The sequence below is a fragment of the Nocardioides pyridinolyticus genome (assembly GCF_054653575.1).
The window spans coordinates 37,233-57,456 of the sequence record NZ_BAAIFY010000028.1 but is presented as its reverse complement, the minus strand read 5'-3'; the positions used below and the strand labels follow the sequence as shown (position 1 = coordinate 57,456).

Here is a 20,224-nt window from a genome sequence, read left to right as displayed (position 1 = left end):
CAGTTTCTGGGTCGCCATGGTGGTGGCGATTCCTGAGAGGGCGGCGTGGGGAATCGCTGCTGCCCTGATGGCCTTGCTCGCAGGCGCGCTCTGGGCCTACGGCGCTGCTCGCGTCGAGGTGAAGGATGGGTGGCTCTACGTTCATCGAGCCAGTATCGAGGTGAAGTTCGTCGGGCAAGTTCGGGCTCTTGACGCCGATGCAACACGCCAGTGGTCGGGACCCCTTGCGGACGCCCGCGCGCTCCTCCTGCTCCGGCCCTACCGCTCTCGGTCGGTGCGCATTGAGATCGATGATCCAACTCCGTACTGGCTCGTCAGCTCTCGACGGCCGGCCGAACTAGCTGCCGCGCTCGACCTGAGCCGCCAGACCCCAGCCGGAGGGACCTCACACACCCCAGCTCCCAGCGCCGGCAGCGAGACTCAATCGACCAACCCGTGAGCATGCACGGATGCCCGCCTCTTCCGCCGACGACTCTCGCGCGCGGCCTGGTCGACCAGCCCACGTGGCCGGGTCCAGCGCCGACTCGCCGCCCACTTGCCCTACCTCAATGGTGCGCCCACTCCTCGCTCTGGGTGAGCCGCAGCAGGTAGACCAAGGGTGGGAGGACCAGCACCACGGCGAGACCCACTGCGACGAGCAGTCCCTGCAGCGTCGCCGGGGCACCGGCGGCCTCGTTGATGGTGACCCCGTCGACGAGCAGCCAGGGGTACTGGGCCACGCCCCACCCCGAGACCACGGCGGCGACCGCGACCACGGCCGGCCAGCGAGCCGCTGAATACCGCCGGCGCCACAGCAACGCCAGCGTCGCGACGCCGGCCACAGCTGAGAGCACCACGAGCGGAGCGGCGCGGCCCGTCAGGCCCTCCCCCAGGACCGGGGCGTCCTCGAGGATCGGCACCAGCGCTGCGAACACGACCACCCCCGTTGCCAGGCCCACGGCGAGCGCCCGGGACCGCAGATCCTCGGCGAGGCGGGTACGACGGCTGCGGTGGGCATCGGCGGCAAGGAAGACGCCGGCGAGGAACGCGCACGTGCCGACGGCGATCACTCCGCCGAACAGCGACGTCGGGTTGAGCCATGACGACCAGCGGTCGCCAAGCCCGTCCGCGGGCACCCGCCCGGAGGCGATGGCACCGGCGACGGTGCCCAGGAAGAACGGCGTGATGATCGAGGACACAGCGAAGACCACGCCGAACAACCGCGCCTGACCGAGCGTGGCGGAGAACTTGCGAAATGCGAAGCTCGCCCCTCGCAACACGATGCCCAACAGTGCGAGCAGCAGCGGTAGAACCAGCGTCGACATGGCCGCGGCGAACGACTCCGGGAATCCGGTCCACCAGATGACCAGCACGTAGATCAACCACACGTGGTTGGCCTCCCACACCGGTCCGATGCTGTGGTCCACCAAGGTCCGCAGCTCGGCACCGCGGCGGCTGTCCCCTGCCGTCAGGTCGAAGAAGCCCGACCCGAAGTCGGCGCCACCGAGCACGGCGTAGGCGATGACGCCGGCGAACATCGCGGCGGCGACCGCGACCTCAAGACTCATCGACTCGCCTCCCGGGTCTCCGGGGCGTACGGGCTGGGCAGGTCGGTCTCGCCGTCGCGCCACCGGCGCGCCATCGACCTCAGGACCACGACGGCACCGACCGTCATCGCGGCGTAGAGGACTGTCGAGATCCCGAGCAGCCACCAGAGGGCCGAGGTGTAGTCGCCGACCGCCTCGGGCGTGCGCATCACGCCGAACACGATCCACGGCTGTCGGCCCACCTCGGTGGCCACCCACCCGGCCTCGAGCGCGATCACGGCCAGCGGCCCGGCGACGGCCGCGGCCCGCAGGAACCACTTCCTCGTCAGGAGGTCGCGGCCTCGCCGCCGCTGGATCCAGAACCAGGCGACGCCGGCGGCGAGCAGCGTGCCGATCCCGACCATGGTCTGAAAGGCGAGATGGGTGATGTTGACCGGCGGCAGGTCCTCCTCGGGGATGGTGTCGAGGCCGGGTACCGGCTCGTCGAGCGAGTTCATCGCGATCAGCGAGCCCAGGACCGGAATGTCGATCGCACCGACGACCTCCCCGTCGACCAAGACGCCGCCGAGCCGTAGTGGTGAGGGGCTCTCTGTGGTCTCCGCGAGCTCGAACGCCGCCAGCTTCGCTGGTTGCCGCTCGTCGAGGCCGGCGCCGAGCACGTGCCCGACAAACGGCTGAGTGAGCGCGGCGACGGAGGCGAACACGAACGGCACCATGAATCCCAGCCGGTGGTGGGCGTCTCGACGCCCGCGCAGCATCCCGACGGCGTAGACACCGGCGATGGTGAACCCGGCCACCATGTAGGCGCCGACCCACATGTGGGCGAACTGCAGGAACGCGTGCTGGTTGAACAGCACCGTCCACGGCTGGACGTCGGTGACCTCGCCGCCGACGATGCGGAAGCCGGTCGGCACGTTCATCCAGGCGTTGACGGCGACGACGCAGTAGGTCCCGACGATGCCGGTGACGGCCATCGGCAGCACCATCAGGACGTGCCGCTTGGGTGGCATGCGACCCCAGCCGTAGAGGTAGATGCCCAGGAAGATCGCCTCGAGGAAGAAGGCCAGCCCTTCGAAGGCGAAGGGAAGGCCGAGCACGTCGCCGTAGGTCCCCATCAGGCCCGGCCACAGCACGCCCATCTCGAAGCTGAGGACGGTCCCCGAGACCGCGCCGATCGCGAACAGGACTGCCGACACCTTCGCCCACCTCTGGGCCAAGGTGAGCGCGACCGGATCCTGGCGCCGGATCCCCCGCAGGTGAATCACGAAGATCATCGCCGGGAAGGCGACGCCGAAGCACGCCAGCACGATGTGCCACCCCAGTGACAGCGCCATTTGCTGACGGGCCGGGAGCAGGCCCGCTGGTTCGGCTCCCAAAGTGGCCTGCACGACGGCATCGAGGACGATCTCCGGAGTCAGCACGTCACCAACGCTACGGACTGGCGTTTGCCGCACCAGACTTTGTGAATGATTTCACGAACGTCTGTCAGAGGTCTCTCGATCACGCGCCCCGAAGGTCACCAGGTCGCTTCGTGACACTCGCGGGCGGGGTCGACCTCGACCTGGAGGGTCGCGTGCTCGATGCCGTGTCCGTCGCGCAGAGCCGCCTGGGCGCCGCTCAGCACGGTCTGGGTGTCGGCGCCGTCCTTCACCACGAGGTGGGCCGTGGCGACGTTCATTCCCGAGGTGAGCGTCCAAGCGTGGAGGTCGTGAATCTCGGCCACGCCTGGCAGAGCCTCGAGGTCGCGCACGACGGCCGCGAGGTCGACATCGTGCGGCGCGTGCTGGCCGAGGACGGCCACGACCTCGCGTCCGAGGATCACGGCACGAACGGCGACGAACACGCCGATCGCCACGGCAACCAGGGTGTCCCACAGGCCGGCGCCAGTGAGGCCGACGAGCACGCCGGCCACGAGGACGCCCACGCTGCCGGCCGCGTCAGCCATGACTTCGAGGTAGGCGCCCTTGACGTTGATCGACTCCTGGGCGCCGCCCCGCAGCAGCACGAGGCAGACGAGATTGATCGCCAAGCCGGTAGCGCCGACGACCATCATCGGACCAAAGGCCGGCTCGACGGTCTCGCCGATACGAGTGATCGCCTCCACCACGACGTAGACGGAAACCCCCAGCATGATCAGGACGGTCAGACCGGACGCGAAGACCTCAGCCCTGTAGGAGCCGTAGGTACGACGTCCCGACGCATCCGGCCGAGTGGCGATCTTGGTCGCCACCAATGCCGCACCCAGCGCGACCACGTCCGCGGCCATGTGACCCGCGTCCGAGATCAGCGCCAGCGAGCCGCTGAGGAGTCCCACGACCAGCTCGACCACGAAGAAGCTCGCGACCAGACCGAAGGCCAGAGCAAGGCGCCACCGATGACGACCGCCCGCGTGCCCGTGACCATGACCGGCGCCCATCAGCGATGACCCCCGGCCGTCGGGCAGTCCGTGACGGCCGCACCGGTCGCCACGAGCACTCGTTCCGCCGCCGTCAGCACGTCTCGCACGGGGACCCCCAGGGTCAGCGAGAACACGGACGCGCGCCCCTGAGGCTGCGACTGCACCAGCCCGCAGTCGCGCAGACATGCCAGGTGCTTGGAAACCGTGGACTGCGCGAGCCCGAGATGGTCCACGAGGTCGCCCACCCGATGAGGGCCCAGGTGGAGGTGAGCCAGGATCGCCAGCCGCGACGGATCGCCGAGGGCGCGGAACAGGGCGGCTGACGCCTGCGCGCCCTGCTGTCCCGTGATTCGCGCATCATCATCGCCTACTGTCGACATCATCGTCATACTGCGATGCTAGCGGTCCTGCGTTGCCAACGTCCATCCACCCCGAGTCCATCCACCCCGACGCGATTGCTACTATCTCGCATAGTAGACGAGCGAGAGGTGGAGACCAGTGCGGAAGCAGACCAAAGGGGCCCTCGGGGCCGCCGCGATCGTCGTGGCGGTGCTGGCAACCCTGCTGCTCGTGGGCCAGGCCCGTGACGACGACGGCGGCGCAGCCGCGGTGGAGACGCCGGCCCAGGAGAGCGCCGTGGTCCGCACCGATAGCCGCATTCTCGGCGAGGAAGGATCCAGCGACGTCACCTTTGTGGAGTTCCTCGACTTCGAGTGCGAGGCGTGCCGTGCCGCGTACCCGATCGTCGAAGACCTCCGTGACAAGTACGCGGGCGAAGTGACCTTCGTGATCCGCTACTTCCCCCTGCCGGGCCACTTCAACTCCGAGCGGGCCGCGCGTGCCGTGGAGTCTGCTGCTCGGCAGGGCGAGCTCGAGGCGATGTACAGCAAGATGTACGAGACGCAGGAGAGCTGGGGTGAATCCCAGGAGCCGCAGGACGACCTCTTCCGGAGCTTCGCCGAAGAAATCGGTCTCGACATGGAGCAGTACGACGCTGACTACGCCTCGGACGAGGTAGCGGACCGGGTGGCGCGTGACCTCGAGGACGGCACCACCCTCGGCGTCCAGGGGACCCCGACGTTCTACGTCGACGGCGAGCTGTTCCAGCCCGAGACCGTGGACGACTTCTCGACCGCCCTCGACGAGGCGCTCGCGGAGTGAGGCAGGAGCGGAGGCTCGCCGCGGGTCTCGTCGTCGCCGGGCTGGTGGGTCTGGTGGCCTCCGCGGTGCTGTTGATCGAACGGATCCGGTTGGCCGAGGACAGCGAATACGTCCCCACCTGCAGCATCAATCCGATCATCAGCTGCGGTTCGATCATGGAGTCGGCGCAAGCCGCGCTGCTCGGCTTCCCGAACCCCTTGATCGGCGTGGCCGCCTTCCCGGTGGTGGTGGCCACCGGCGCTGCGCTGCTGGCCGGCGGACGACTTGCCCGCTGGTACTGGCTCGGCCTCCAGGCCGGCGTGACCGCGGCGCTCGGTCTGGTGGCGTGGCTGGTGTTCCAGAGCCTGTACCGGATCGGGGCATTGTGCCCCTACTGCATGGTCGTGTGGGTGGTGGTGATCCCGACGTTCTGGTACGTGACGCTGCGCAACCTCGCCAACGGAGCGTTCGGTCAGAAGGCAGCGTCAGCCCGGGCGACCACCATGGCCCGCGAGTGGCATGCGCCGGTCTTGCTGTCGGCGTACGTGCTGGTGATCGCCCTCGTCGCCGTCCGGTTCTGGACCTACTGGTCCACCCTGCTGTGACGGCTGAGGACTGATCATGATCGGCGATCTCCAAGGGACGGTCCTCGACGGCTCCCTGCTGGCCGCCCTGCCCATCGCACTCGCCGCGGGGCTCCTGTCCTTCTTCACTCCCTGCTCCCTGCCGCTGGTGCCGGGCTACCTCTCCTACGTCGCGGGGATGGCCGGCGTGGAGTCCGAGGTGACCCGCGAGCTGCGGGGGGGCCGTCCGGCGCGCCGTTCCCGGACGGTTCTGGGGGCGGCCCTGTTCGTGCTGGGGTTCGCCGTGGTGTTCACCGGCTACGGGGTGGCGTTCGGCTCACTCGGGTCGCTGCTCCTGATCCACCAGGAAACCATCTGGCGCGTCGCAGGAGGCTTCACCATCGTGTTGGGCCTGCTGTTCGCCGGCGCCGCGGATCGGCTCCCACTGCTCGGCCGCACCGTGCGGCCGCGACTGACCCCGCGGCTCGGCCTGGCCGGCGCGCCACTGCTGGGTGCGGTGTTCGCGGTCGGCTGGACGCCGTGCATCGGTCCCGCCCTGGCCGCCGTGCTGACCCTCTCCACGACATCGGCCACCGCCGAGAGGGGAGCCGTCCTGTCGCTCGCCTATGCCCTGGGTCTCGGGCTGCCCTTCCTGCTCGCCGCCGTCTCACTGACGCGGGCGATGAGCGTGTTCGCCTGGGTGCGGCACCGCTCCCTGTGGATCACCCGCGGCGGCGGTCTGCTGCTGGTCGCCGTCGGGCTGTTGCAGGTCTCCGGCGTCTGGTCTGAGATCGTGGCCGCCGCGCAGACCCTGGTTGCTGGTTGGCAGGCCCCGTTGTGAGGGCGGTAACGAGGTTCGCGGTCTTTCTGGCCGCCATCGGCCTGACTCTCGCCGCAGTGGCGTGGTGGACCTCAATGTCTCGGTCGGGCACGTCCACCCCCGGCTCCACCAGTGGGAGCTTCGACGGCACTGACGTGGTGCAGCAGTATGAGCCGGAGGACCGGCGCCCGCTAGCGCGCTTCACCGCGTCGCTGCTGGACGGGACCCAGCTCGACAGCGACGACCTGCGCGGTCGACCGGCGGTGGTCAACGTATGGGGCTCGTGGTGCGGGCCGTGTCGGGCCGAGGCGCCGGCCCTCGCCCGGGTCGCACGCGACTTCGAGGGCCAAGTCCGCTTCCTTGGGCTCAATGTCCGCGACAGTCCCGACGCAGCGCGTGCGTTCGAGCGGGCCTTCGAGGTCCCCTACCCGAGCGTGCACCCGGACGACAGCGCCCGCGCGATCCTCGCCTTCGGAGGCGCTCTCACCGCCACGGCCGTGCCGACGACCGTCGTGCTCGACAGCGACGGCCGAATCGCCGCCCGAGTGGTGGGCCAGGTGGACTTCTCCACCTTGAGCGGTCTCGTCACCGACGTGCTCCAGCAACCCACCGACCCTGCGGACGGGTCGAAGAACTGACGCCCCCGGCGACAGGCCAACGGGCTCCAGGTCTTTCCCGCACCACGTGACCCACGGTCGTCTGTATGCGCCGGTGGAGTCTGTCAGCTCCGAGCGGGAGGTGCCGCCAAGGAGCAGCAGTCCCTCGTGGCCGCTTCGATCGCCGGGGCCAGGGCGAGTCCCACAGGGAGAGAGAAAGCAGCGACCGCTGCCACACCCACCACAAGACCCATCCCGTGGCGCCGCGGCTCGGACGGGGCGGTCAACCGCTTGACACGCAATAGCGCGGCCGTGTCGCTGGCCGCCAGGGCGGCCTGCGGGCGCACGCCCGTGCTGAGTGCTACTAACGCCGTGGCCAGGGATCGGCGGTCGGCGACCCCGCACGCCGCATCGTCTGCTGTCATCTCCAGGAGCACGCTCACCTGCTCGTGGGCCTCGGCGAACAGCGGGACCCAACGGAACGTCCGCCGTAGGGCATCGGCGTAGGCGAGCGCGAGATGGTGCCGGGCACGCAGGTGCCGGTGCTCGTGGCCGAGCACCAGCTCGCGCTCACGATCGGTCAGGATCTCCAGGGCCCCCGTCGACAGCACGACGGTGCCCGATCCTCCGGGCAGGCAGTAGGCCACAGGAACGGCGTGGTCGACCACGGTGAAACCCTCGGGATGGCGGCTGCCCACCAGGCGCAACGCCGCGCGCTGCGATCGACGCAGACGGGCCGTCGTGCCGAAAGCACGCGTTGTCGTGACCGTCAGCAGTCCGGCCCAGACAGCGACCACGCCCAGGCCGGCGACCCCCGGCCAGATCCCGAGTGGGGTCTCGTAGTGCTCGACCACGGTGATCGTGTGTGCGTCGAGCAGGTAGGCCACCGAGAACCGCATCGGAAGGAATGGCAGGGCGAGCGCTACCGCGGCAAGCAGGATCGCCAGGAGCACGGAGCTGGACAATGCCTGCCACCCCACGATGGCGGCGCGGGGCGCACGGGAGGACCAAGGTCGTCGGAGAAGGCTCGCACCGATGGCACCGACGCTGGAGGCGTAGAAGAGCAGAAGCAGCGCCGCGATCACGAGGGTCCGTCCGCCCGTTCGGTCAGGGCCGCGAGCAGCTCGGCCGCTTCCTCGGACTCCATCCGACCGACCAGGTGCATGAGCGCTGCCGTGCGGTCCTGGCTGTCGGCCAGCACCTCTTGCAGCATCTCCGCGGTGTGCTCGGCACGCGAGGACACCGGCGCGTAGGCGTAGGCCTTGCCTACCTTCTCCCGCTGGACCAAGCCCTTGGAGTGAAGGTTGTCCAGGACCGTCATCACCGTGGTGTAGGCCAACGGTCGGTCGTGGCTGATCTTCTCGAGCACCTCGCGCACCAGGGCAGGGCGGTCCAGCCCCCACAGGTGCTGCATGACCGCTGCCTCGAGCTGGCCCAGCTGCTTCACGAGCGCCCTCCCGATTCTCCACTGTCTGCGTCACTGTTGGTGTGGCTATGAGGGACCATCGTAGGCGGCGTCGGTCGTCGCGCAGGATCGGCGCTGCCGAGGTCCCTGAGGTACGCGTTGTACGCCGTCAGCTGTCGATCATGCTCTCGATCCTCCCGACGGTCGAACCGACGCCGCTCCCGACGATCTGCCTGCACCCACGAGACCAGCAGGGCCGCTGCCATGACGGCCAGCGGGTACTCCCCCAGGGCCCAGCCCAGTGAGGCTCCGAGGTACTGGTCGTCGAGCAGGGAGGCCCCGTTCCTGTTCAGGAGTCCGAACCACTCCTCGGCCAGGACGGTGTCGCTGGCCATCAGGCTGACGGCGAAGAGGGCGTGGAACCCAAAGGTCACCATCAGGAGCAAGGCCCGCAATGGATAGGGCGGACGCGGCAGCCCGGGGTCGGCGCCCACGACGACTTCGGCGAAGAGGTAACCCGAGAACAGGAAGTGCATCGTCATCAGGACATGGGCGGTATGGGACTCCAGCGACGACTCGAACAGCGAGGAGTAGTAGAACGCCACCATGCTCACCACGAACATCCCCGCTGCCACGATCGGGTGACCGAGCAGCTGGACAGGCAGGGAGTGGACCAGCCGGAGCAACCACTCGCGGGGGCCGTCGGAGCCATCGACGCGCCGCCGGAGCGTGCGCAGCGCGAGGGTCACAGGAGTGCCCAGGACGAGGAAGACGGGCACGGCGGTGGCGATGGTCATGTGCTGGACCATGTGCATGCTGAACAGCACCCGGCCGTAAGCGCCCGGGGCGCCGTTGGTGGCCCACAGGAACAGGAGGCATCCGAGGACCCAGCACGCGGTGCGCAGCCACGGCCACGCCACCCCGCGCCGTCGCAACCGCCGGACCGACCAGAGGTACCACCCGAGACCAGCGAGCCCGAGCGGCAGGAACAGGGTGTCGATCTCGAGGGACGTGAACCAAGCGCTGGCGTCCAGTGGGCCTGGCAGCGGGCGTCCGAGCAACGACTCCGCCGTGGAAAGCGGACGAGGACTCCCCTGCGGAGCGGGAGTGGCCGTCCTGCTCAGCGCCACGCCCAACCCCGCCGCACCGAACAGCACGGCCAACTCGACGCCGACGAGCCGCCAGAAAGCGCCCGGCGCACCGGCCTCGAGGTTCCGCAGCGTCCTGCGGCGGTGCCACCACCCCGCCCCAGCGAGAGCGACCATGGCGGCGATCTTGAGCCCCAGGAGCAGTCCGTACGACGAGGCCACGGAGTTCAGTGAGGGCAACCGCAGCCAGGCGCCCACCAGACCCGAGGCAGCCACCACGACCAGGCACCATCCGGCCAGAGTCGAGTACCGCCCGACGGTGGACCCCAGTTGCTGGCCCACGTGCCGTCGTACGACGACCAGCGCCAGCAGCCCGCCTGCCCACACGGCGATGCCGAGCAGGTGGAACATCTGGAGGTTGACTGCCGCGTCGTGGTCGAGCGTGCCAGCCGCGTGACCTGTGAGAGCGATCGGCCACAGGGCAGCCACGGAGAGGAGAGTGGTGACCCCGAGTCCGAACGGGCGTCTGCTGAGGGCACCGCTGAGCGCCACCAGCGCGGCGAGACCGGCTCCCCAAAGCGAGTACCGGCCGATCTCGAAGCTGGTGCCGAAGTAGGTGGCCTGCTCGAGGAAGCCCGAGGAGCCCAGGGCAGCGCCGGAGGCGTCGGAGTAGACCAGGGCCACGAGCGCGCCGCTGGTGACGGCCCAGAGGGCGGCCGCGAGCTGAGCCACCGCCACGAGTCGCAGGCGAGCACCCGTGAGCCTCTTCTCGTCGCTGCCCGGCGACGGCGCGACGCAGGTCGCCGCAAGGACGAGAGCTCCGACGGTCGCCATGGCCGAGACGTCCCGCAGTGCCTGAACGAGCGGCAGCCCCACGCGAGTCGCGGTCCCGGGATCAGGCAGCCCGTCGACGCCCAGCGGCGCCAGGGCACCGGTCAGTCCGGCGGCGAGAAGCGCGACGCCGACGGCCCACGCCGGAGCGGCCAGCGCCACCAACGAGGTCGCTCGTGACCAACGGTCCGCTTCCGCGGTGCTCACGCCACCTCGTCCCGGCCGAGCAGCCGCATCACGGCCACCACGACGAGGGCGAGCACACCGAGCACGGCGACGGGGGTCGCGATCAGCAGCCAAGGGACGCCGTCCTCGTCCTTGTCCGGCTCCGGGCTCGACGTCGCCGTCTGGGTCTCTGGATCCTGCGGCGCTGGCCTGACTCCCTGCCCGTCGGGGTCGTCGGGCAAGCTCACGATGAACGACGTCTTCCCTGCCACCGGATGTCCGTCGGCAGAGACCACCCGAAACGCTGCGCGCCAGCGCGAGGTGTCCCCCGGCTCCGCTGCCGGGGGGGCCGGTACCGTCGCCACCAGCGTGCTGGGCGAGCGGCCCTGGTCCACCTCCAAGCGCGTGGAGTCGCCACCGTCGATAGTCAGCGTCACGGTGCTGAGCCCGGGGTTCATCTCCTCCGAGAACTCCAGGACGAGCTGGCCCGGCGCCCCGTCGAGCCGCGAGCCGTCGGCGGGGTCCACCGAGATCAGGTCGGTGTGGGCTGACGCGGGCGCACCGAGGAGGAGGACGCCCGTCACACCGCAGGCCATCGCCAGCCTCACGGGCCACGCCGTCCATTTGCGGCTCACCAGCGGGCCCTCGAGATCAGGTAGAGCGCCAGCAGAGTCGCAACCAAGGTGAAGAGCGCGATCACGATCGTCGAGAGACCCGAGAGATCCATCCGTCACACCCCTGCGTACGAGTGAAGGCCCGGGATCCACAGGTTGACCCCGAAGAAGTTGAACACGAAGGCCAGGAAACCGGCCACCGCGAGCAACGACGCCCCACGACGCCACCCGACCGTCGACAACGCATGGAGGTGGGCGGCGTAAAGGACCCAGGTGATGAAGGCCCACGTCTCCTTGGGATCCCACCCCCAGTAGCGTCCCCAAGCGTTCTCGGCCCACACCGCGCCCGCGATCACTGCGAAGGTCCAGATCGGGAAGGCGACCAAGTGCACCGTGTGGGCCAGGTCGGCGAACCGGTCATCGTCGCCGGCACCGCGCCGGCGGCGCACCAGATGGGCGACCGTGGCGACGGCCCCGACCGTGAAGAGGGCTCCGGAGACGATCGCCGCCGCCACGTGGACGACCAACCAGCGAGAGTTCAACACGGGCACCAGGTCGTCCACCGGGGTGTAGAGGGACGTGATCGACACACCCAGCAGCACCAGCACGACGGCGACCAGCCACGCCGCGATCCCGCCCACGTCGCGACCGCGAATGAAAAGGAGGAAGACGACGGCGACGGCCGCCGAGCCTGTTAGCCCGAACTCGTACATGTTGCCCCAAGGCGCCCGTCCCGCGGCGAGTCCGCGCGCCACGACCGCGAGACACACCAGGACGGTGCCGAGCACCACCAGGGCCGTACCCGCACGACCGATGCGGGCAGCGCGACCCGAGGGCATGCTGACCTGGTCCCCCACGTGATCGGCGCCGCTTGCCCAGCCGCCGACCGGAGCCAGGACACGTAACCCCGGGGCGCCGACAGTTCGTGCCAGGGCCGCCGCCGCGGCGTAGAGGACGAGCGCCAGGGAGAACACCGCCAGCGCGGAGGTGACCAGGACATCGGAAGCACCTGCCAGGTCGAGTTGCTGCGTCATCGCTCCTCTTCTCGTCGTCCGTGTGTGTCGCCTCGCAGGCCAACGGCGCTCGCCAGTGTGGTCAGGTCCTCGGGGGGAAGCGGCCGGCGAGACAGCGAGCGACCGGCCAGCTCGAGCGAACCGTCGTCGGCGCGCCGCACCCAGACCCGCCTTCGGCGTACCGCCAACGACGTCGTCAGGCCGAGGAGCAGCAGGACCGCCGCCGCCAGCGAGATCTCCTTGCCCGGATCGCGGGCGACCTGGAAGTTCGCGAACTGGGACACTCCGTCGAACGTCACCGAACCCAGTCCATCAGGCAGCCGGACGGTCTGCCCCGGCGCGAGCGACGCCCGCCACGGCTCGCCGTCGTCGCGCGCGACCCGGTCGAGATCGGTGAAATCGAGGGTGAAGACAGATTGTGGGCTGCCGTCGTCGAGACCCAGGTCGCCGGTGTAGGCGCTGAGCTGGACGATCGGGTTCGCCAGCCCCGGGTATGCCGAGACACCCATCCCCTCTGGTCCCTCGACGCCCGTGGGGAGGAACAGTCCCTGCAGGGCAAGCGACGTCGGCCGCGCGTCCGGAACCTTCACCACGCCGTCGGAGGTGAAGGTCTGGTCCACGGGAAGAAAAATCGTCGGTCCCGATGCCGCCACGTCGCCGTTGCCGTCACGCACGGTCAGCTCCGGGGCGTAGCCGTGGCCGGTCAGGAAGAACTTCGTCCCGTCGATGTCGAGCGGCCGGTTGGGGCGGACGGCGAGGGTGCCCTCACCTTCGTCATCGCTGCGGTAGGACACGGTCGCGTCGAAATCACGAGGCTCCCCGAACCTGGGGCCCTCGGTCTCGAACTCGGCGGTGAAGTCCTCGAGCGTCAGCTCCAGTGGTTCGAGTGCCGCCAGGTCGGCCCACGGCGCGGGGGTCAGCGCGTCGTACGACGAGGCGACGTTGGCGAAGGTGGACCCCTCGACCACCGCGACGCGCCCCTCGTAGCCGAAGAGCCGGCCGCCGGCGACGCCGACCAGGAGCACGAGCAGGGACAAGTGGAAGGCCAGGTTGCCCAGCTCGCGGACCTGCCCCTTCTCGGCCCGGACCTCGTCGCCGTGGCGCACCACTCGGAACCGCCGACGACGCAGGTGGCGGACCGCCGTCTCGAGGGCGTCCTCGACCTCGTCCACCTCTCCGCGCGCGTACTGGTCCTCCTTGCTGAGGCGGCGGGGCGCCGCCGGCGGGAGCGAGCGGGCTTCCCGCCAGAGTTGAGCGCACCGGGGGACAACGCAGCCGGTCATGGAGATCAGGAGCAGCACGTAGATGGCGGCGAACCACGGTGCGCTGTAGACGTCGAAGAGTGAGAGCCGATCCAGCCACGGCGCCACGTCGGGGTGCTCGCGATAGTAGGTGGGCACGGCGGAGGGATCGCTGGCGACTCCGCGCTGCGGCAGCAACGAACCGGGGATCGAGGCGGCGGCAAGCAGGATCAGCAGCACGACTGCCGTGCGCATGGCGGTGAGCCGGCGCCAAGCCCATCGGGCCCAGGCGGCCAGCTCGGACGGCCGCTTCGAGTGGGTATCGCGGTCGACGTCCGGCAGGGGACGCTGCGCGACCCCCTGAGCGCCCGGTGCGCGCGATTCTCGCGATTCCACTCCGACATACTATCCGGCATAGTAGATGTCGGGGTCAGGAGGTCGGATGGTCACGCGGGGCGAGGCGATGGCTGCAGCTGTGGTCGGTGGGCTCACCCTCGCAGCGGCCTTCCCACCCTGGTCGGTCCCCCTGGTGGCGCCGCTGGGAGTGGGCGCCTTCTTCCTGGCGGTGAGCCGACGCGGCGTTCGCAGTGGAGGGGTGACCGGGGCTGTCTTCGGCGTGGCGTTCTTCGGCCCGACCTTGTGGTGGTTGAGCCCGTCGATCGCACCTGCAGCGTGGGTCGCGCTCGTACTGCTGCAGGCGGGCTGGCTCGCCGCGTTGGGGGCCGTGACAGCGTTGGTTCGACGCTTGGCGTACTGGCCCGTGTGGGTAGCAGCGCTCTGGACCACGGTCGAAGGCGCCCGGTCGACCGTCCCCTGGGGTGGCCTGCCGTGGGGCCGCCTCGGCTACACGGCCGTGGACACCCCTTGGGCCATCCTGCTCGCCCTGGTGGGCGTGGCCGGGACCAGCGCCGTCGTGGCTCTGGCAGGCGCCGCAGTGGCGGGAACCGTCGAGGCCGTCCGTGCGCGACGTCCCGTCGTGGTTGCGACGCGGCCGGTGCTCGTCGGGTGCGCCGTCGGCGGGGTCCTGCTGCTGGTCCCGGTGGCCTGGCTCCCGGAGGAGCGCGCCGAGGCCGCTGCATCTCGGCTGAAGTCGGTCAACATCGCCGTCGTCCAGGCAGAGGTGCCCGGTGATGGCACCGACGTCGCCGCCCATCACCGGGAGGTCACCAGCACACTGCTCCTCGAGACGCGGCGGCTGGCTCGCACGTGGGGCGCCGCCGGTCCGGCCCCGGACCTGGTCGTGTGGCCAGAGAACGCCACAGCCGTGGACCCCGCCACGGACGGCACCGCGCGGGACACGCTCACGACCGCGGCCGCCGTCTCTGGCGCCCCGGTGCTGGCCGGCTCGATCCTCGACGGTCCGACGACCTCGACGGCGCTCAACCAGGCCGTCGCGTGGACCACCGAAGGTCCCGCAGGTCGCTACACCAAGCAGCACCTCGTGCCGTTCGGGGAGTACGTGCCGCTGCGTCCGCTCGCGGAGCGGATCTCTACCCGCGTTGCCGACATCGGGCGGGACATGGTGCCCGGCACTGCGCCCGCGCCGCTCCTGGTCGACGACCTGGCGCTGGCCATGGCCCTGTGCTTCGACGTCGCCTACGACGACGTCTTGCGCGAGCAGGTGGCCCAGGGCGCCCAGCTGGCCGTCGTCCAGACCAGCAACGCCATGTTCTTGGGAACCGCGCAGCAGGAGCAGCAGTGGATGCTCACCCGGGCCCGCGCCATCGAGTTGGGCCGTTCGGTCGTCGTGTCGTCGATGAACGGGATCTCCGGGGCGATCGCGCCCGACGGCAGTGTGATCGCTCGGCTTCCCGCGGCGCGGTCCGGGGCCACGGTCGTCTCCGTGTCCGCCGAGACGGGCACCACGCTCGCCGTCCGGCTGGGGGCGTGGCCCGCCCGCGCCGCCTACGCCCTCGCGGTCGCGGGCTTGCTCGCGGCCTGCTGGCGTACTCGCCGCGAGCGGGCTACCGGAGTGTGATCAGCCAGCGTGGCACCCGCGACGCATAGGCCTCGAAGTCGGCGCCGAACCGCGATCGCAACGCCGACTCCTCGCCTGGGATCTGGACCCGGTCGATCCACGCCACGAACCCGACCAGCGGAAGGACGGTACGAGCTCGCCCCAGCCACAGCGCGTGGGCGATCAGGACACCGGCCATCCCGAGGTACATCGGGTTGCGGGTGTGACCGTTCAGCCCGCCGGTGACCAGTGCGGAGGGTGCAGCCCCCGGGCGCGGGTCGACGGTCGTCCGCCGGGCGCGGAACCGCAGCACAGGTGCGACAAGCACGACTGCAGACGCTGCGGCGGTGGCGGCCGCCGCAACCGGTCGCCCCGCCTTGCGTCGCCTGCGGGACGGCCGTCCGAGCAGGTGTTGCGCCAGCGCCGCCGCCAGGCACAACCCCAGCGGTGGCACGCCCGCTCCGGCGTCAGTTCGGCTCATCGTCGCGGCGCACTGAGCGACGCGGGTTGCGGGACTCCGGGTGATGGCGTCGCCGGGTGGGTCTGAGCAGCGTCGCGACTCAACCGGGCCGCGCGCAGCCCGTTGAGGATGACGAGCACCTCCGCCAGCTCGTGGACCAGCACGACCTCCGCCAGCCCGAGGGTTCCCGTCAGCGCCAGCGGGACCAGGACGACGATGATCGCGACAGCGAGGCCGATGTTGCCGGTCATGATCCGGCGTCCGCGGCGGGCGTGGTCCAGGGCGAGTGGAATCTGTCGTAGGTCGTGACCGGTGAACGCCACGTCGGCCGACTCGACCGCCGCTGCGGAGCCGGTTGCGCCCATCGCGATACCCACGGTGGCAGCGGCGAGTGCGGGTGCGTCGTTGATGCCGTCGCCGATCATCGCGATCGGTGAACGGCTCGCGCGTGAGGCCACCTCGTCCGCCTTGTCCGCGGGAAGCTGCTCCGCGCGCACGTCGGTGATGCCGGCCTCGTGCGCGAGTGCCTCCGCGGTCCGCTGGTTGTCGCCGGTGAGCATGAGCACCTCGATGCCGCGCTCACGCAGCATGGAGACCGCCGCTGCGGCCTCCGGTCGCAGCTCGTCGCGGACGCCGATGACGCCCGCCACCTTCTCCTCGACCCCCACGACGACGATGCTCATTCCCTGCGCAGCCATGCCGTCCGCGTCTCGCTGTAGCACTCCAGGCGCGACCCAGCGGGGACTGCCCACGCGTACGACCCGGCCGTCAACGGTGCCGACCACCCCGCGCCCGGCGTGCTCCTCGACGCCGGTCGCTCGCACGGCTGCCCTGCTGGCAGCGCGGACCGCTTCGGCGAGCGGGTGGGTGCTGGTCGCCTCGAGCGCTGCGGCGTAGCCGAGCACCTGATCGCGCGAGAAGCCCTCTGCCGGGGCCACGGCGACGACCTCGGGCCGGTTGCGGGTCAGAGTGCCCGTCTTGTCGAGCGCCACCGTGGTGATGGTCCCCAGCTGCTCGAAGGCCTGTCCGGACTTGATGACCACACCCAGCTTGCTCGCCGAACCGATCGCCGAGATCACGGTGACCGGCACTGCGATGGCCATGGCGCACGGCGATGCCGCCACGAGGACGACCAGCGCCCGCTCCAACCACATGCCCGGGGCGTCTGTCAGCAGACCGAGGAACGCGACGCTCGCCGACAGGAGAAGCACACCGGGGACCAGCGGCCGGGCGATGCGGTCGGCGAGGCGCGCCCGGTCGCCCTTCCGGGCGTGGGCCTGCTCGACCAGCCGCACGATCTGCGTCAGCGAGTTGTCGGTACCGGCGGCGGTGGCGCGGATCCGGAGCGTGCCGGAGCCGTTGACGGATCCGGCGGACACCTCGTCCCGAGGCCCGACCGCGACCGGGATCGACTCGCCGGTGATGGCGGCAGTGTCCAGGCTCGATGCGCCCTCCTCGACGACACCGTCGGTGGACACTCGCTCGCCTGCACCGACGATGAGGACGTCGCCGATCTCGAGGTCGGCTGCCTTCACCAGGTGCTCGTGGCCCTGGCGCTCGACGCGGGCAGTGTCGGGGATGAGGGCGAGCAGCGCGCGGAGGCCGTGCTGGGCCTTGTCCATGGCGCGCTCCTCGAGCGCCTCGGCGATGGAGAACAGGAAGGCCAGGGCCGCCGCCTCCCCGAATCGTCCCAACGCCACCGCGCCGACGCCCGCGATCGTCATCAGGAGCCCGACACCGAGTCGGCCACGTCGCAGCCGGCGCAGGGCCCCGGGCACAAAGGTCCACGCCCCGGCCGCGAGGGACCCGACCTCGAGAGCCAGCTGCACCCGTTCGGCGTCGAGACGGCCAACCACGAGGCTGCCAGCGAGGAGCACGCCGGACAGGGCGGGAAGCAGGAGCGTCCGCTCACGCCACCACGGCGTGAGCTCCTCGTAGGTCAAGGGTGTGTCGGCCGAGACCGCCCGCGGTCCGCAGCAGTCGTCGTCCGGGTCATGCCCAGACGGGACGTCGTCGCCTCCTGCGCTCACCGGCGGCCCACCCAGCAGCGCGAACGTCGGTCGCCCGTCAGCAGACGGAGTCGGCTCGTCCGGGCCACAGCACTCGCGACTCACCGCTGGACCTCCGCGCCGCAGCAGCCCAGGGGGCATGCCTCGCCGAGACACCCGGAACCGTCGTCGACGGCGACCACCACGTCGAGCAGCAGCGAAATGGCCTCGCCCAGGTGGGGATCGGCGATGCGGTAGCTGGTGCGCCTGCCCTCCGGCTCGGCGACCACGAGTCCACAGCCCAGCAGGCAGGCGAGGTGATTGGACACGTTGGTCCTCGTCAGGTCCAGCTCCTGCGCCAGCAGCGCCGGGTAGCCGGGTTCCTCCACGAGCTTCATCAGTATCCGGGCACGCGTCGGGTCGGCCATGGCTCGCCCCAGACGAGTCATCACCTCAACCCGGGAAGTTATGGTCAGCACACACTGACCATAACTCCGGTCCGGACCGGTCAGCAAGCGCTGACCTGTTCGACGAGCGGCGCGCCAGCGGTGAAGGCTTCTTCCGCAGGCCGACTGTCGCACCGTCACACAGGCTGCGCGGGCGCTACTGCGTGACGAACTCGGTGAAGTAGATGTCCATGAGCTCCCCCTCGTACAGCTCCAGGATGCGCTCCTCCAGCTCTGACCTGAGGGCCTCTCGCGACTTGGTGTTGGCGACCTCGTCGACGGGCAATCCCGAGAAGACCTCGATGGCGGCGTCGAGGGCACGGCTGCCGTCGACCTCCTCCTCCACGTCCAAGGTCGCCTGAAGAGCGATCGCCACTCGCAGGTAGTGACCGTCGGCCAGATTGACCTGGATCGGTTCCAGGGCCACCACTTCGCCTGGCTCGGGGGCTGCTTCTGGAGTCGGCCTGAGCAGGAACCAGTAGGCCACTCCCCCGACGACGGCGATGAGGAGCACCGCGACGATCAGCTTCTTCCGGGAGGCGCCCTTGCGACCCTCGGTTGCGACCTGCGATGCGTCGACCATGTCTCCTACCTCCACCTCATGGATTCCTTGGGATGCGTCACCCCAACGTCATATCGGCCGAGAGTCGCCGAATCTGAGGCATCTACTATCTGGCATAGTTGACCGCCTCGGCCGGCCAGTGCTTCACTCGGTGACCTCTCGGGCGTCCACGGCCAAGCGCCTCGACGTCTACCCCCGTCAGCAACAGCGAAGGATCAGCGCTGTGGCCACAAGCGGGACGCCGATGCCCGCCGTTTCCGTCTGCCTAGGACGCCGTTCGTCTCCGGAGGACTGGCCGTCCTCACCACGCTCCTCTCCGTCGGCGTCGGCGTGGTGGCCGCGAACTCTGGGACACAAGACGTGCTCGTCGCCAGCGGCTCCAGCAGCGTGGCCCTTGGGGTCGACGCCGACGTCGGACCGGCAGCCGAACCCCTTGCGCGTCAGCCCGTCGTGTCCCGCTCCCAGGGCGCTTCACTCGCGAGGAGCCTTGGCTGGAGATGCTCGAGGAGCCGGCCGTCGCGAAGGCCGTTCGCGGCGCAGATGACCGACTCTTCACTACGGCTCCCCTCCGCCTGTGGACGGATCCCGGCGCCGATGCTGCGAAGGTTGGACTCCTTCGGGAGTCCAAGAAGGTTCTCGTCACCGGTCGCGTGGCAGCGGGGAGGATCGAGGTCGTCGTCGACGTTGAGGCTCGCTGGGTGACCGAGGGTTGCCTGACCGACGAGAAGCCCGACGCCCTCGACGATGCAGACGGCGCCCGTTCCTCCGGGCGACGCGACCGGTGCCACGTGCAGCAACGGCACGTCCGTGCCCAGTGGGGTGAGCCCGAAAATTGCGGCCGTGCATCAAGCCGTGTGTGCCAACTTTCCGGAGATCGCGACGTACGGCACCTTCCGGGATGATGGCGAGCACGCTCAGGGCATTGCCGTCGACATCATGGTCAGCGGGGCCCGTGGACAGGAAGTCGCCGACTTCGTACGGGCCAACTTCTCCGAGCTCGGTGTGAACTATGTGATCCACGCGCAGCAAATCTGGTCAGTGGACCGCTCCAGCGAGTGCTGGCGGTTCATGGAAGACTGCGGGTCGGTCACGGCCAACCACTACGACGACGTTCACGTCACCACCTAGTGTGCCCCCCCGTCGATTCGACTCCGCCTCGGCATCAATAGGCGTGGTCGTGTGTCCAGCGGGATGCACGGCCTGCTCGAAGTCCCCTCGAGCGTGAACGCCGTGGACGCGCCCGAATCCGACTTCCGCTGCCTCGGGCTCCGAGCAGTCACCTCCGTCTAACGCTCATCCTCGACCACACGGATGCGCCTCGTCTTCGCCCTCGTCGAGGTCGACGAGCTGCCCCCTACTCGACGTCTCCGAGGGCGCCGCCAACCACTAACTGCTAATCCCTGTCAGGACA

General features: G+C 70.0%; 22 protein-coding genes. 7 read left to right on the top strand and 15 right to left on the bottom strand.

Features of this window, described 5'->3' with window-relative positions:
* On the top strand, positions 1–439 hold a 439-nt coding region (locus ACYQ0U_RS19475; RefSeq protein ID WP_459975541.1), incomplete at its 5' end, for a DUF3093 family protein.
* 106 nt (positions 440–545) lie between these two features.
* On the opposite strand, the gene ACYQ0U_RS19470 is transcribed toward ACYQ0U_RS19475, so the two are convergent.
* From ACYQ0U_RS19470 to ACYQ0U_RS19455, 4 genes are all read right to left on the bottom strand, one after another.
* Entirely contained in the window at positions 546–1,547 is a 1,002-nt protein-coding gene (locus tag ACYQ0U_RS19470) for a cytochrome d ubiquinol oxidase subunit II (RefSeq protein WP_459975540.1), read from the bottom strand.
* Positions 1,544–2,947, bottom strand: a complete 1,404-nt coding sequence (locus ACYQ0U_RS19465; protein WP_459975539.1) for a cytochrome ubiquinol oxidase subunit I — start codon at positions 2,945–2,947, stop codon at positions 1,544–1,546. The genes ACYQ0U_RS19470 and ACYQ0U_RS19465 overlap by 4 nt, the downstream gene beginning before the upstream one ends.
* 95 nt (positions 2,948–3,042) lie before the next feature.
* A complete protein-coding gene (locus tag ACYQ0U_RS19460; RefSeq protein ID WP_459975538.1) occupies positions 3,043–3,942 on the bottom strand; it encodes a cation diffusion facilitator family transporter in 900 nt (299 codons plus the stop codon).
* Entirely contained in the window at positions 3,942–4,313 is a 372-nt protein-coding gene (locus ACYQ0U_RS19455; protein ID WP_459975537.1) for an ArsR/SmtB family transcription factor, read from the bottom strand. Before ACYQ0U_RS19455 ends, ACYQ0U_RS19460 begins: the two co-directional genes overlap by 1 nt.
* Before the next feature lie 109 nt (positions 4,314–4,422).
* Between ACYQ0U_RS19455 and ACYQ0U_RS19450 the strand changes: the two genes are divergently transcribed.
* The 4 genes from ACYQ0U_RS19450 to ACYQ0U_RS19435 all read left to right on the top strand — a co-directional run bounded on the left by ACYQ0U_RS19450 (position 4,423) and on the right by ACYQ0U_RS19435 (position 7,085).
* Positions 4,423–5,085 carry a DsbA family protein gene (locus tag ACYQ0U_RS19450; RefSeq protein WP_459975536.1) on the top strand — a complete coding sequence of 221 codons (663 nt, stop codon included), beginning with the start codon at positions 4,423–4,425 and terminating at the stop codon, positions 5,083–5,085.
* Entirely contained in the window at positions 5,082–5,669 is a 588-nt protein-coding gene (locus tag ACYQ0U_RS19445; RefSeq protein WP_459975535.1) for a vitamin K epoxide reductase family protein, read from the top strand. Before ACYQ0U_RS19450 ends, ACYQ0U_RS19445 begins: the two co-directional genes overlap by 4 nt.
* Before the next feature lie 16 nt (positions 5,670–5,685).
* Positions 5,686–6,468 (top strand): cytochrome c biogenesis CcdA family protein, encoded by a 783-nt coding sequence (locus tag ACYQ0U_RS19440; RefSeq protein ID WP_459975534.1) that lies wholly within the window; start codon positions 5,686–5,688, stop codon positions 6,466–6,468.
* A gap of 134 nt (positions 6,469–6,602) precedes the next feature.
* Positions 6,603–7,085 (top strand): TlpA family protein disulfide reductase, encoded by a 483-nt coding sequence (locus ACYQ0U_RS19435; RefSeq protein ID WP_459975533.1) that lies wholly within the window; start codon positions 6,603–6,605, stop codon positions 7,083–7,085.
* Positions 7,086–7,168: 83 nt separating this feature from the next.
* Here the strand turns inward: ACYQ0U_RS19435 and ACYQ0U_RS19430 are convergent, their stop codons facing one another.
* The 6 genes from ACYQ0U_RS19430 to resB all read right to left on the bottom strand — a co-directional run bounded on the left by ACYQ0U_RS19430 (position 7,169) and on the right by resB (position 13,655).
* Positions 7,169–8,128 (bottom strand): M56 family metallopeptidase, encoded by a 960-nt coding sequence (locus ACYQ0U_RS19430; protein WP_459975532.1) that lies wholly within the window; start codon positions 8,126–8,128, stop codon positions 7,169–7,171.
* Entirely contained in the window at positions 8,125–8,490 is a 366-nt protein-coding gene (locus ACYQ0U_RS19425) for a BlaI/MecI/CopY family transcriptional regulator (RefSeq protein WP_459975531.1), read from the bottom strand. The genes ACYQ0U_RS19430 and ACYQ0U_RS19425 overlap by 4 nt, the downstream gene beginning before the upstream one ends.
* Positions 8,487–10,574 (bottom strand): bifunctional copper resistance protein CopD/cytochrome c oxidase assembly protein, encoded by a 2,088-nt coding sequence (locus ACYQ0U_RS19420; protein WP_459975530.1) that lies wholly within the window; start codon positions 10,572–10,574, stop codon positions 8,487–8,489. Before ACYQ0U_RS19420 ends, ACYQ0U_RS19425 begins: the two co-directional genes overlap by 4 nt.
* Positions 10,571–11,140 (bottom strand): copper resistance CopC family protein, encoded by a 570-nt coding sequence (locus ACYQ0U_RS19415; protein ID WP_459975529.1) that lies wholly within the window; start codon positions 11,138–11,140, stop codon positions 10,571–10,573. Before ACYQ0U_RS19415 ends, ACYQ0U_RS19420 begins: the two co-directional genes overlap by 4 nt.
* Before the next feature lie 122 nt (positions 11,141–11,262).
* Positions 11,263–12,180, bottom strand: coding sequence for a cytochrome c biogenesis protein CcsA (ccsA, locus tag ACYQ0U_RS19410; RefSeq protein ID WP_459975528.1), 918 nt, complete (start codon positions 12,178–12,180; stop codon positions 11,263–11,265).
* Positions 12,177–13,655, bottom strand: a complete 1,479-nt coding sequence (gene resB / locus ACYQ0U_RS19405) for a cytochrome c biogenesis protein ResB (RefSeq protein WP_459975527.1) — start codon at positions 13,653–13,655, stop codon at positions 12,177–12,179. The genes ccsA and resB overlap by 4 nt, the downstream gene beginning before the upstream one ends.
* Before the next feature lie 166 nt (positions 13,656–13,821).
* Here resB and lnt point away from each other — a divergent pair, with 166 nt between their 5' ends.
* Positions 13,822–15,378: an apolipoprotein N-acyltransferase gene (lnt, locus tag ACYQ0U_RS19400; RefSeq protein ID WP_459975526.1), complete on the top strand. Its 1,557-nt coding sequence runs from the start codon at positions 13,822–13,824 to the stop codon at positions 15,376–15,378.
* Here the strand turns inward: lnt and ACYQ0U_RS19395 are convergent.
* The 5 genes from ACYQ0U_RS19395 to ACYQ0U_RS19375 form a co-directional block, all read right to left on the bottom strand.
* Positions 15,365–15,685, bottom strand: coding sequence for a methyltransferase family protein (locus tag ACYQ0U_RS19395; protein WP_459975525.1), 321 nt, complete (start codon positions 15,683–15,685; stop codon positions 15,365–15,367). The genes lnt and ACYQ0U_RS19395 overlap by 14 nt on opposite strands.
* A gap of 149 nt (positions 15,686–15,834) precedes the next feature.
* Positions 15,835–17,760: a heavy metal translocating P-type ATPase gene (locus ACYQ0U_RS19390; protein ID WP_459975543.1), complete on the bottom strand. Its 1,926-nt coding sequence runs from the start codon at positions 17,758–17,760 to the stop codon at positions 15,835–15,837.
* A 167-nt stretch (positions 17,761–17,927) separates the two neighbouring features.
* Positions 17,928–18,284: an ArsR/SmtB family transcription factor gene (locus tag ACYQ0U_RS19385; RefSeq protein ID WP_459975542.1), complete on the bottom strand. Its 357-nt coding sequence runs from the start codon at positions 18,282–18,284 to the stop codon at positions 17,928–17,930.
* Between the two features lie 124 nt (positions 18,285–18,408).
* Complete coding sequence (locus ACYQ0U_RS19380) at positions 18,409–18,834, bottom strand: flagellar basal body-associated FliL family protein (protein ID WP_459975524.1); 426 nt, start codon at positions 18,832–18,834, stop codon at positions 18,409–18,411.
* A 419-nt stretch (positions 18,835–19,253) separates the two neighbouring features.
* Positions 19,254–19,616 (bottom strand): hypothetical protein, encoded by a 363-nt coding sequence (locus ACYQ0U_RS19375; RefSeq protein ID WP_459975523.1) that lies wholly within the window; start codon positions 19,614–19,616, stop codon positions 19,254–19,256.
* A 4-nt stretch (positions 19,617–19,620) separates the two neighbouring features.
* On the opposite strand from ACYQ0U_RS19375, the gene ACYQ0U_RS19370 reads away from it, so the two are divergent.
* A complete protein-coding gene (locus ACYQ0U_RS19370; protein WP_459975522.1) occupies positions 19,621–19,941 on the top strand; it encodes a VldE C-terminal domain-containing protein in 321 nt (106 codons plus the stop codon).
* The last annotated feature ends 283 nt before the right edge of the window (positions 19,942–20,224 follow it).